Origin of the sequence: Candidatus Stygibacter australis, assembly GCA_030765845.1 — a bacterium.
Lineage (GTDB): Bacteria > Cloacimonadota > Cloacimonadia > Cloacimonadales > TCS61 > Stygibacter > Stygibacter australis.
The window spans coordinates 1-12,348 of record JAVCDJ010000122.1 but is presented as its reverse complement, the minus strand read 5'-3'; the positions used below and the strand labels follow the sequence as shown (position 1 = coordinate 12,348).

The 12,348-nt window shown below is 36.9% G+C and carries 11 protein-coding genes and 1 tRNA gene; 5 read left to right on the top strand and 7 right to left on the bottom strand.

From position 1 onward, the window contains the following. Positions 1 to 102: 102 nt before the first annotated feature. From RAO94_06300 to RAO94_06285, 4 genes are read right to left on the bottom strand one after another with little or no spacing between them, the layout of a single operon-like run. Positions 103 to 1,158 carry an MraY family glycosyltransferase gene (locus tag RAO94_06300; protein MDP8321942.1) on the bottom strand — a complete coding sequence of 352 codons (1,056 nt, stop codon included), beginning with the start codon at positions 1,156 to 1,158 and terminating at the stop codon, positions 103 to 105. After that, positions 1,130 to 2,251: a glycosyltransferase family 4 protein gene (locus RAO94_06295; protein MDP8321941.1), complete on the bottom strand. Its 1,122-nt coding sequence runs from the start codon at positions 2,249 to 2,251 to the stop codon at positions 1,130 to 1,132. The genes RAO94_06300 and RAO94_06295 overlap by 29 nt, the downstream gene beginning before the upstream one ends. After that, positions 2,244 to 3,530: a glycosyltransferase gene (locus tag RAO94_06290; protein MDP8321940.1), complete on the bottom strand. Its 1,287-nt coding sequence runs from the start codon at positions 3,528 to 3,530 to the stop codon at positions 2,244 to 2,246. Before RAO94_06290 ends, RAO94_06295 begins: the two co-directional genes overlap by 8 nt. Before the next feature lie 18 nt (positions 3,531 to 3,548). Next, a complete protein-coding gene (locus tag RAO94_06285; GenBank protein ID MDP8321939.1) occupies positions 3,549 to 5,300 on the bottom strand; it encodes a hypothetical protein in 1,752 nt (583 codons plus the stop codon). A gap of 130 nt (positions 5,301 to 5,430) precedes the next feature. Here RAO94_06285 and RAO94_06280 point away from each other — a divergent pair. The 3 genes from RAO94_06280 to RAO94_06270 all read left to right on the top strand — a co-directional run bounded on the left by RAO94_06280 (position 5,431) and on the right by RAO94_06270 (position 8,826). Continuing rightward, positions 5,431 to 5,506: transfer RNA gene (locus RAO94_06280), tRNA-Lys, on the top strand. 217 nt (positions 5,507 to 5,723) lie between these two features. Next, positions 5,724 to 6,908: a hypothetical protein gene (locus RAO94_06275; protein MDP8321938.1), complete on the top strand. Its 1,185-nt coding sequence runs from the start codon at positions 5,724 to 5,726 to the stop codon at positions 6,906 to 6,908. 19 nt (positions 6,909 to 6,927) lie between these two features. Beyond that, positions 6,928 to 8,826, top strand: a complete 1,899-nt coding sequence (locus RAO94_06270) for an ABC-F family ATP-binding cassette domain-containing protein (GenBank protein ID MDP8321937.1) — start codon at positions 6,928 to 6,930, stop codon at positions 8,824 to 8,826. Positions 8,827 to 9,296: 470 nt separating this feature from the next. On the opposite strand, the gene RAO94_06265 is transcribed toward RAO94_06270, so the two are convergent. Both RAO94_06265 and RAO94_06260 read right to left on the bottom strand, forming a co-directional pair. Further along, a complete protein-coding gene (locus tag RAO94_06265) occupies positions 9,297 to 9,578 on the bottom strand; it encodes a PqqD family protein (protein ID MDP8321936.1) in 282 nt (93 codons plus the stop codon). Beyond that, a complete protein-coding gene (locus RAO94_06260) occupies positions 9,578 to 10,063 on the bottom strand; it encodes a lasso peptide biosynthesis protein (GenBank protein ID MDP8321935.1) in 486 nt (161 codons plus the stop codon). Before RAO94_06260 ends, RAO94_06265 begins: the two co-directional genes overlap by 1 nt. A 371-nt stretch (positions 10,064 to 10,434) precedes the next feature. Here RAO94_06260 and RAO94_06255 point away from each other — a divergent pair, with 371 nt between their 5' ends. Together RAO94_06255 and RAO94_06250 are read left to right on the top strand one after the other, a co-directional pair. After that, positions 10,435 to 10,758, top strand: coding sequence for a hypothetical protein (locus RAO94_06255; protein ID MDP8321934.1), 324 nt, complete (start codon positions 10,435 to 10,437; stop codon positions 10,756 to 10,758). 62 nt (positions 10,759 to 10,820) lie between these two features. Next, a complete protein-coding gene (locus RAO94_06250; protein MDP8321933.1) occupies positions 10,821 to 11,174 on the top strand; it encodes a hypothetical protein in 354 nt (117 codons plus the stop codon). Between the two features lie 175 nt (positions 11,175 to 11,349). Here the strand turns inward: RAO94_06250 and RAO94_06245 are convergent. Then, positions 11,350 to 12,348, bottom strand: a 999-nt coding sequence (locus tag RAO94_06245) for a FlgD immunoglobulin-like domain containing protein (protein ID MDP8321932.1), incomplete at its 5' end; no start/stop codon positions are given.

The window sequence follows — 12,348 nt, the reverse complement described above, 5'->3', positions numbered from 1 at the left end:
CAGAAATATGGGTTGTATTCGTGTAGCTGCGCCAAGAGCGCAGAATTGTCTCTCCATAACCTGCCATTACGGTTATGAGAATTAGCACTAAAATTAATTTTTTCATTTTTTAAATTCCTTGCTGTAGAGTAGATTTATCAATATAAATAGAATAAATACTAATAGGATCAAGATCAATAGAAATAACCGTTTATTGGAGAACGAAAATCCAATTGCGATCAATCCAAATAAAAATGTTATAAAATAAAGCACTAAGGCTATTGCTTTCTGAGAATAACCCAGTTCAAGCAGTTTATGATGAATATGCTCTTTATCTGCATGAAATATATGCCGGTTATCTTTCATCCTGCGAAATATCGTATTAGAAGTCTCTATCAATGGTAACGCCAATGTAACAATTGGGATCAATAATGTCATTGTAGTAATCCCCTTAAACTGTCCTACACCTGAAATACAGATAGAGGCAATAGTGAATCCCAGAAATAACGCTCCCGTGTCACCCATAAAGATGCGTGCCGGAAAAAAATTATAATAGAGGAAACCAATGCTTCCTGCCATTAATATCAGTGATAAAATACTTACGAATGGATCGTGATTGATTATACCAATTGTAAGGATCACACCTCCTGCTATAGCTGATATCCCCGCTGCCAGTCCGTCAATACCATCAATAAGATTAAAAGCATTGATCACAGCAAGATACCACAATAATGTGAACGGATAGGAAAATATCCCGAGATTTATTGCATTACCAAAGGGATTTGTCAGTAAATTCATTCGATATCCAGCAAAATACATAAAACTGACTATTGCAGTTTGAAAAATCAACTTATACCTGGCAGTAAATTGCTTCTTATCATCCAGAAAGCCCAGTGCAGTTATCAAACTCCCACCAATTGCAAGCTCCATAAACCTGTCCTGATATTCCTTAAAGACTATTGCCAGAATGATCTCCATCAATATTATAGGAAGAGCAAAGGAAAGACCTCCTGCAAGCGCTACAGGTTCCTTGTGAATTCTTCGATTATCAGGCATATCAAGCATACCCATTTTTTTTGATAATCTTATATTAACCGGCACCAGGCAGAATGTCAATATTAGGGGAATTAAAAAACTCAAGGCATATATGCTAATTGTCATAAATTGCCTTATATTCATTGATAAATCTTTGAATAGCAAATTTTTCTTCTACTCGACTGCGTGATATTTTACTCCAGTCATGCAATTCTGTCTTACGTCGAGGTAGATTTACAAGTATATCAATTAATGTATTTGAATCTTTCACGTCCACCAGTATTCCATTTTCTGAATCAACTAATTCATTATTACCCTTAATATTAGATGCTATTATGGGCAACCCGCTTGCCATAGCTTCCAATATGGAGATCGAGAGACCTTCCCACCGTGAATAAAGGATGAAAGCATCAAGTTTGATCAATATCTCATTTATTTTTACCTGCCAGCCAGTGAGTAGTATTCGGGTATTCATTTTAGCCTGATCAATCAAATTCTTACAAATCAAAAAATCATCTCCATCTCCTACAAATACAAACTGAATATCATCATTTTTCTGGCAGGCAGTAATTGCCGCATTGATCGTGTTATATACATTTTTCTGGGTTGTGAAACGCAAAACACTACCTATCGTAAATGGATTCTCTTTGTAATTTCTGTCTGACAGATAATCGTCAGCATTCTTAACCTTAAATCCTTCCAATGAAATTCCATTATAAATTGTTATCGCTTTCTCTGCGGGTAAAATTCCCCTTCTTATCGCCATTTCTCGCTCATGATCATTAACAAATATCACTTTGTTGCAAAACCTGCCGGCTATTTTTTCCAGAAACATATAAATCATATTAACGAGATTCGATTGATGCTCGTGGATGGCAAAACCATGTACTGTGTGATATACCTGCTTCACGCCTGCCAGTCTTGCCGCAATTCTTCCCATAAATCCCGTTTTGCTGGAATGGGTATGCACTATATCAAATTTATACTTCCTGATAAGTTTATAAATGCTGTTCATAGCAGCCAGATCAAAGATAGAAATATTCCGTTCCAGATATTTCACTGGCAAATGGTGGTATCCTTCCTTTTCCACTTCCTTTTCTAAAGGACCACCAGGTTTGCTTATCACATAGATCTCATACTCGTTTTTATCTAAACCTGCAAGCAGGCTGAGCATCATGTTCTGCACTCCTGAAAGAAGAGGCAATAATTGTATATGGAGCAGTTTCTTTTTATTCATCAGTAACTTTATCCATTATCTCAGCTAGTTGCCTTGCCTGAGCTTGGCGTTCAAATTCTCTATAATCATTATTTGCCACATTAAACCTTTTAGTTAGATCCCCTTTTCTGATTATCCCACAGAATTCCTGTATCCCGGCTTTAATTTTTTCTTTACTTGATCCATCAATAACAAGTCCAGCAGAATATTTATTTATGATCCCCGCTGCTTCCCCATCTTCCGGTATCATTGCCAGGATCGGACGTTTTACAGCCAGATATTCAAATAATTTCTGGGTCAATATCATCCTGCTGTCTTCACTTGAAATGAATAATAATAATACCGTGCTGTCAATCAATTTTTTTATATAATCTCCATAAATCAGATACTTTATCCGTTTTAAACATTCATGTTCAAAAAATAATTCCTCGATTGACTTAGGAAAACTACCAATAAATTCAAATATTACTCCATCCAGAGGATAATCATCATCGATGAGCTCTTTAATTGATTCCAGAAATAACCTGGGATTTCGTTTCCCGTAAAAATGTCCTGCATAGGTAAATGTTATCCTGCTGTTATCACTCTGCTCTGGGATCTCTTTCGAGATCGCTTCCCGGTCATATCCATTATAGATCACACTCACTTTATCACTTCCGCATTCCGGATAGATCTCCAGAAACCGTTCCTTAGACCTGTCCGTAACGTGGATAATAGAATCCGCTGCTCTGATTATCCGTTTTTCCCATGTCTCTGCCAGCCTGCGGTGAAATCTGCTGAAATAGCTGATATCCGGCTTACCCTGCCACAGATCACGATAATCAAGTATATAGGGCAATCCTGTTTTCTGACTCACCATATAAGCTAGAATGCCTGAAGTGAAAGGACTCATAGTTGCAAAGATCACCTTGATATCATGTAAACGACACAGCTTGCAGGCTTCTTTGTATGCTGTTAGCAGCCACCCTATTTTGGAATCAATGGGAAATACATCTCTCCCAAAACTACGTAGATTCTGACTGGCGTGAATATATGCACTATCCCCTTCTTTCCTGCCCCATATTTTATCCCACAAATATATGATTCGCATGGGGTCTGCAGTCTCAGTTCGGATGATCTCTGTATTTGAAAGTTTGTCCATCAATGATTCGTCTCGAGCTACGTAACTTATATCTTTAACAGTTAAAACTACTGGTTCCCACCCATTAGCTGGTAAATTACGGACGAAGTTATATGACCGCTGCACACCTGGTCCACTTAATGGTGGAAAGAAATAAGAGATTATTAAGGCTTTTGGCATCTTATCCTTTTAACTCTTCTAACCAAATTTCTCCGTCTCTATCCTGATCCGGCAACCACTCTTTGCATTCCTCACCTTCAGCATCCTACCCGTAACCATCACCTCCGCATCATTCAATTGCCACCAGGTATTCTCTGTAAACAGGTCTAACTCCTCCTGTTCATTTTCCAATATTTTACGTTCCAGGATTTCTGTCACACGCCATAATCCCTTCAAATACAGGGTAATCTCATCAATATCTCGACCTATCTCAATCTCAACCAGATCACGCTTATTATGTACTTTTACGCTTGACCTTTGCTCTAACCAGTTACTTATCTCTGAAAGCCGTGCCTTCCATACCGAAGGATCTCCCTTTAATCGCTCCATCAACCATTTATATATTTCAGATAAAAGCAATATCTCTTCAAAAGTGTATAAACTGAAATTAAAAACTAATAAAGATCTGAACTTCCTTGCTTTATCTATCATGTCCTCGATCTTTTCTTCCAGAGCATCTCGAGTTAAGGATATTTTGCCATTTAAAAGAGCTTGATCACTAAAATTCACCGGCAGTTCTATCAGGGTCCCCTCATTTATATTCGCAGGAATTATAAAATATGGATAGCCAATCCCATTCACAAAACCCTGCAGATCCGGCATTGTCAAGGAACTATCCCACACCAGATCACTATCTTTGCTGTTTAATATGTCCTCTTCTTTCAGTGTCAACAGATTTGCCTTGCGCACTCCTTTAATTTTTGAAGTAGTAAATTCAGTCAATTTATCTAATGAAGTGGCAATTTTCTCTTCTGCATTTTCACCACTTAAAAACAGTCCGAAATCATGCCCAAATGCCTGCAGTTCATTCTTCTGCTTCTTCTGGTCTTCATCATTCAGATCATAATCGACACCCGGTTTGTCAGAATAATTTACTCCAAAGAAATAGGTGCTCCTGATACCATTATCATGTTCAAGACCCGATATAAGATCAAAATTCCAGTATGGCTCCCAGTTATCAAATAAGTATCTCAGCAAACCCCAAAAATTCCTTAAATGATATTTCACCCGCCAGAAGCTTCTGAACCAGTAAAAGAAACTACCCCAAAAAGTACTCCAGTTCCATTTAGTTAATTTATCAACATTATGACTGATTGTTACAGCATACTGCTTATTTCCTGGCCATACTGGCTTTTGCATCAATGGATATCTTAAATAGTTTTCCCCTTCTCCCAGAAATAATTCTACCAAATTGATCATTCCTGTTAAATAAGGGTAACTCATAAATTTTTCAAAATTCGATTGCTGATATAAGTACTGCTTATGTGGATCCCGCTGATTGAATGCATTCTGCTCCCTGCCGGTTAAATGAAAATATATATTACCGATCAGATCAAAATGAAATACTCCCACATAAAAACGCTTTTGCTGCGAATCACAGGTAAAAGATATGGGTTCCACTATCTCCCTGCTGCATAAATATGGAATATCATGACCTATATTAAAACTTTTCAGTAATTGCTTGATATCAGCCCTGCCCAGATTTTCATAATTATAATGAATGGGATCATGCAAAATGCAAATTGCAAACCCTCGCGGATTATCAGATAAATAGTCCTCAACTATCTTCTTATCAGATACATACATGAAGGGTATCTCTTCCACTTTCGCATATTCATCATCAGCAAGAATCCGGTAGTTATAGCCCAATACAGTAAATATATAATCTATACTATAGGCTATCTTATCCCGATAATCCCTTAATTTATGATCTACCATTACTGCAAACATTTTCTGCTTCTCCTTATTGACGGCTTACTTATTATACTTTACTCTTTTTGTCAATACCCAAAATTATCTCATAAATTTATCCGCAAATTGTTTGACAGCTTTAACCTGAATTTAACTTTTGCTCCCGAGTGCATGTGTAGCTCAGTTGGTAGAGCAGCTGACTCTTAATCAGCGGGTCTAGGGTTCGAATCCCTACACATGTACCATTTTTTTTACCCTGAAAGCTTCTAAATTTACGCAGCAACTACATTTCATCCTAACTGATATGGACATGAATAGTATGATTTTCAGTCACGTTCTCGTTTTTTCTTACATCATTTTTCAGATAAATGTTAACAATGTCTTGACAGTTTAACTAATTATCTATCAGCTAATTTTTTAAAAAAGAATGATGAAATTTATAGTCTGGAGATTAATTAGTAAATGGAAAATGTATTTGTTCTGATCTCTCCCCATACTGATGTGATAAAAGTAGAGAAATATCTGAAAGAAAAAGAGTTATCTCATCTTAAGGTATGGTCGGAACCAATTTTACCTCCCTTTATCAATCCTCTGGAAACAATTATTATCCTCCTGCTGTCTGGTGGAACTGAAGTGCTGGTAAAAAAAATTGTCCAGAAAGCTTTTTCCACCATTTATATTTATTGTCTACCGATCAATAATGCGCTTTCATCGGGTGCCGAACTCAATGGTTATTATCATGCAAATAGCGAGATTAAGATTGCCACATATACAGAGGAAGCTTTCAAATTACTTTTTAATATAGAAAAATATAAGACAAAAATGAATGAGTCCAAGCTTCTGATGATTGGCAAACCACACGAGTGGGTACTCACATCCGAATTCCTTTCACCTCCGCCCCCTTTCAAAACAAAGATATATCCGACTTCAGTGAATGAACTCCTACACAGTTATGACAAGGTAGATCCCAAAATCGCGAATGAAGAAGCTGAGTACTGGTATAATAAAGATGACCTTGCTAAACTACCTCCTGCTGAGTTTTATAATTCTGCTGTCAGCTATCTGGCAATAAATAGACTCCTGAAAAAATTTGAAGCAAATATGCTGGCTGTCCGCTGCAAAGACATGCAGCAGCAAGGCTCGTCCTTTTGCCTCACAATGGATAGATTTAATGAAGAAGGCATTATCTCAGCCTGTGAGGGTGATCTGGAAGCTGCCTTCTCACTTAAAATACTTAATTTGTTAACTGAAAAATACTGCTGGATGACAAATATCTCTCACATAGATTTTATTGATAACCTGCTCTATTTAACGCATTGCACAGTTCCCATGGACATGTTCAATATCAATAGTACTTTTCTTTTTAATAATGCCCCGGAATTTGATTTTATAGAGGAATTTATGGATGTCAGGCAACCTCGGGATATCACGGTTTTTCGCATAGGCAAAGATTCCCGCTTTGATGTTCTAGAAGGCACCGTGAATTCTGAAATAGTAGGGAAAAATAGCTTCTGCCGAAGCTCCATGCAAATTCAGACGAATGAATCGCTTCATGACTGGTTTGACAATATCTGTGGAAATCATCAGGTGGTTGTTTATGGTAAGTATGCTGACCAGATCCGTCATTTCTTTAGACTTTTATATTAATATTGCAAGGATACATTAGTTGACCAAAAATATTGTTTCCATAGAAAAACTAAGCAAATCATTTGCCGAAAAGCTTATTTGCCAGGATGCCTCTTTTGGCATTCATGAAAATAATAAAATCGGCTTGATCGGGATTAATGGCTGCGGAAAATCCACTTTCCTGAAAATGCTCACTGGCAGAGAACCACTTGATAACGGATCCATCGTCTTTCGCAGTAATATAAAAATTGGTTATCTACCTCAAATTCCTGAGCTTGATGATGATCTTTCGGTTTATCAGCAAATATATTTCAGTAGCAATCCCAAGTACAATCTGCTTCGCAGGTATCATCAATTAGAAGATGAAATGAAAAAACCTGATGTTGATCTTCCTGAACTGGTTGCTGAACAGCAGCGTTTGATGACTGAAATTGATGCAAAACAGGTCTGGGACATTGAAGTCAAAGCCAGAAAATTCCTTGATATCCTCGGATTCTCTGACTTGAGCCTGAATACAGGTATCCTCTCTGGTGGACAGAAAAGGCGGCTTGATCTGGCTCGAGTACTTATGGACGATCCTGATATCCTGATCCTTGATGAGCCTACCAACCACCTTGATGTAGATATTATCGAGTGGTTGCAGGAATATCTGCTCAATTACAAGGGTATAATAATTTTCGTAACCCATGACCGGTATTTCCTTGATGCTGTCTCAAACCGGGTTATGGAAATGGAAGATGGAAAGATCAGATTCTATGATGGAAATTATGGCTATTATCTGCAAAAAAAAGAATTTGACCTTTTAGACTCCGAACGTAAAGAAACCAGGCGTCGGGCTCAACTCAAAAAAGAGATCAAATGGCTTCACCGCGGAGCAAAAGCTCGCACAAGTAAACCTAAAAACCATATTGACCGCGTTAAAGAACTTATAGATAAATCTTATCTCGTATCAAATTCTGAGCTGGAAATTGCTTTTGCCAGCAAGAGAATGGGAAAAACTATTCTTGAACTAAAAAACGTTGCTAAATCTTATGATGAGAAACACCTTTTTAGTGGTTTCTCTCACATCTTTCAAAAGATGGAAAGAATTGGTATTATCGGTACTAATGGCTGCGGAAAAACTACTCTGCTACGCCTGATCTCTAGTGAGGAAACTCCTGATCAAGGCAGTATCAAAATTGGACTTAATACAATATTTGCCTATTTTAAACAGGAAAATCATGATTTTAAGCCTGAACAGAAAGTAATTGATTATATCAGAGATTATGCTGAACATATCCGCACGAAGGATGGTATGTTACATTCTGCTTCGGAAATGCTGGAAAAATTTCTTTTTGATGGGAAAATGCAGCAGTCAAAATTAAAGTCCCTCTCCGGGGGTGAAAAGAAAAGATTGTATCTGCTCTCTTCGCTTATGTTTGGAGCTAATTTTATTATCTTAGATGAGCCTACAAATGATCTTGATATTAAAACCCTGGAGATATTGGAAGATTATCTGGATGCTTTCAAAGGCTGCATTATCACAGTATCCCATGATCGGTATTTCCTGGATAGAGTTGTCGATTTCCTCTTTGTTTTCACAGATATTGGAATAATCAAATTTCCGGGTAATTATTCAGATTATCTGCTGGTGAAAAGGTTTCAAGATAGTCAATTACAGGAGACCAAAGCTCAAAACACACATAAATTGGAGCAGCAGAGAAAAGCTGATAAACCTAAACGTTTGGGGTACTTACAGCTTCGTGAGATGGGAGAGATAGAAAACAGAATTGAACAACTGGAATTAGATAAAAAGGAACTTCAAGATCACATCCTTCAGAATGCTGCTAATATGAAACCTGCAGATTTTAAAGAAAATTCAGCTAAACAGGAGTTGATTGCAAAGGAATTAGGCAAACTCGAAGAACGCTGGCTCGAACTCTCTACTAATGAAGATTGAACAAGGAAAAATAAATCATATTTGAACCATGATTTCTGAACTGCAACTCTAAACATTATTTTTGTATATTTTCAGATATTTGATTCAATCTTAGCATACCCGTAAGTTCTCATTTTATGGGAGTGTCATTAACGGTGATACAAATTGGTAATCCACTATATCATAAGAATTATTTGACATATATGTAACATCCGAATAGCTTAATTAATCAGGTGAAGAAGCTTAGTTCTCCACCTGATTTCTTTTAAAAATGAAAAAAAATAAGTGCTGTGTCATGTTTTTGAGAAAGCTCAGACTTTGTTATCGATATTAACAACTGGAATACAACCCTTAATACCAATAATAATAAATTGTTGAACTAACAGTTTCAAGTGGATTGTGTTGTATGAATAATGGAGCTTCATACGTTTTCTTTGCTTTTTTAGCCATCTTTTCCTCCTTAGAATTTACTCACTCGGTGAGTTTTGTATTTATTGACATTCTATTATCTTCTTATCAATTAATCCTTTTATAAAATGGGATGCATCCTGTTTTGCTTGATCTTCAATGGTATCATATTCAGACGTGATCAGATCTACAATTGTGCCAAAATCTTTTTCTTCTATCACTTTCAGCCAGATAAATCTGCCAACATCATTCATAGAAAAATAATTTCCTGATTCAAGTTCCAGTACGATCAATTCATCGTCAACATCTCTCCATGTGATCATTTCATTTAACTTGAATTTGGTTTCTGGGTTATAAAAATCCATTAATTCTCCTGATTTCTTTTTTGATTTTTCTTTTTTTGTAGATGCTTGCCCTGCATATAGCTGCTATCATTCATCCAGTATCTAATTTTCTCCCTAACGCCCAGATAGACTGGATATTTTTCGGGTTCTTCATCTTCAAAAAGATCTTTCCCTTCCTGGCTTAACCAGCAATGACCTTTAGCTTCCCTTTGATCATCCATATTGCTCATTCCAATATTTATTTTTAGATCTAATCCCATTTTGCTCAATATGTTATAGAGAATAAATGCTCTGTAAAAGCATCTATTCGGATTTCCTTTAAGATAAAATTCAGATTTGCTATCTACAAATTCCACTATCCGTTCTAAATCCTTCGGAGAAAGATCATGTATGTCTGATTTTTGATAATTCTTTACTTTTTTTAACTGGTTACTAGTCAATAACAACCAGGCTTCAATAATATAAACCAGCATCTCAAAATACAATAATCTTTGCCGAATTTTCAATTACCCCTCCCTATAGTGTTTTTTTTGCTTTTTTTACTTTTTCTTGTCAAGATAAAATTATATACACCTATCCCCTCGGATTTCTGAGACTGTTCATTTATTTTGCAACAAAATTTAAAAAACTGCAATGATATCAATAACTTAAGTTGAACGTCTTCACACCGGTTACTGAGTTAGCAAAAATTTGTTATTTTACATTTGCTAATGCTATGGGTAATCAGTATTCAGGAGTAGATTATGAAGAGCAAAACGATAGATAAGGCAGTGTTTGTTAGGCTTGAACCGGGTCAAGATATTATTCAGCAGCTTATTGACGTGATAACCAGGCATGAGATAAAGCTTGGTTAAGTGAGTGGGACAATCTGGCCTGGATGGAAGCTCATGAAAAAAAGGTTTGCCTAGCAAATTCTTATGTAGAGCACGAGATCGATGATCGTCCTATCTTTAATAATGGAACTTTAATCTTACATTTACTAGGTATTGTGCTACAATTGCTGATATGGATACGATTTTGGAATAAATGGAATACAACTAATCAGGTTCAATCAGGCAATTTTGTAGTGATAGATAGCACAGGTTTTGCTGCCTTGTATGAAATTCCCTGGACTGAAGTGGAAAAGTATGATGTTGCTGAAACTGAAGAGGGTTATGTCATCAGAACATATTTTCCTATGATCAGAAATTGCGGCAGTTAAAATTGAAGTTCATCTTCGGGTGTGAAAAGAAAAGATTATATCTGCTCTCTTCGCTTATGTTTGTGGCAAATTTTATTAGCCTCGATGAGCCTACGAATGTTCTTGATATTAAAACCCTGGAGATCTTAGAAGACTATCTGGATGCCTTCAAAGGATGCATTATCACAGTATCCCATGATCGGTATTTTTTGAACAGAGTTGTTGATTTCCTATTTGTTTTCACAGATCTTGGAATAATCAAATTTCCGGGTAATTATTCAGGCTATCTGCTGGTGAAAAGGTTTCAAGATAGTCAATTACAGGAGACCAAAGCTCAAAACACACATAAATTGGAGCAGCAGAGAAAATCTGATAAACTCAAACGTTTGGGGGTACTTACAGCTTCGCGAGATGGAAGAAATAGAAAACAAAATTGAGCAACTGAAATTAGATAAAAAGGAGCTTCAAGATCAAATTCTTCAGAATGCTGCTAATATGAAACCTTCACATTTTTAAAGAAAATTCAGCTAAACAGGAGATGATTGAACAGGAATTAAGCGAACTGGAAGAACGCTGGCTGCGTTTATCATCACAAGATGAATGATAGCTGGTCTATCTAATTACCGTCATCTTCCTGGTAATTTTTTTATATCCCGGCACTTTTAACTGATACACATACACTCCACTGGCTGCCAGTTTTCCCTTTTTATCTATCCCATCCCAGCGCCAGCGATGTTCTCCCGCACTTAATGTATCAGAATATATCTTGCTTATCACTCTTCTTCCCCGCTGGTCAAAGATGGTCAGCTTTACTTTTTTCTTTGCTTCTGGAAGATAAAATAGTATCTCTGTCTGATGGGATCTATCTTCATTTATCAGTAGTGGATTAGGATAATTGCCCAGCAGTTGCGGGACAGAAACCAATTCCAGATCATCAGTAGAGGTCTCATTCACCTGGATCAGGTCTGTAAGTATCAGCTCATCCATATTTGTGGCATTACTAACTGTAAGCCTTACGCTGTATGTCCCGGGTGAACTATATACCCAGGATGGTGTTTCCAGATTTACAGCATCAATTATTCCATCATTATTGAAATCCCAGTAAACTTCAGCGGCATAATGTCGAGTAAGGTTACTGAAATTCACTATTAGTGGTGAAGTCCCGGAATAGTGGTCAGCTTCGAAATCGGCTTTCATTTCTCGCGAAATAACCAGATGAACATCTATCAAAGCCCCTAATGCATCATTTACCTTAATTTCACTATGAATTACTGCATCATCATCTGTGGCATTGCCTTCACGCCAGTCTATTAAGAATTCCTCTGTCTCTATTATCATAGTTTCATCAAAGGGCAATATTACGTCAAATACTCTCACTGAATCCGGTTCCAGAAGATTAAAACTATCCACGTAATAGGAATTATCAGGAAAATTATATAATTCACTCTTGATCAAATTTGCGGTCATTGTCAAAAGCATTCCTGTTTCAGGAGTAGCCTGATGCGGAGGATCTCCAATCGGGAAATATGGCAGGAATACACTTGTGGCAGGATTGCCAAGCAAGGCATACATGGTAGTTGTTCTGGCTGGTTCCCCTGGTAGAACTCCTTC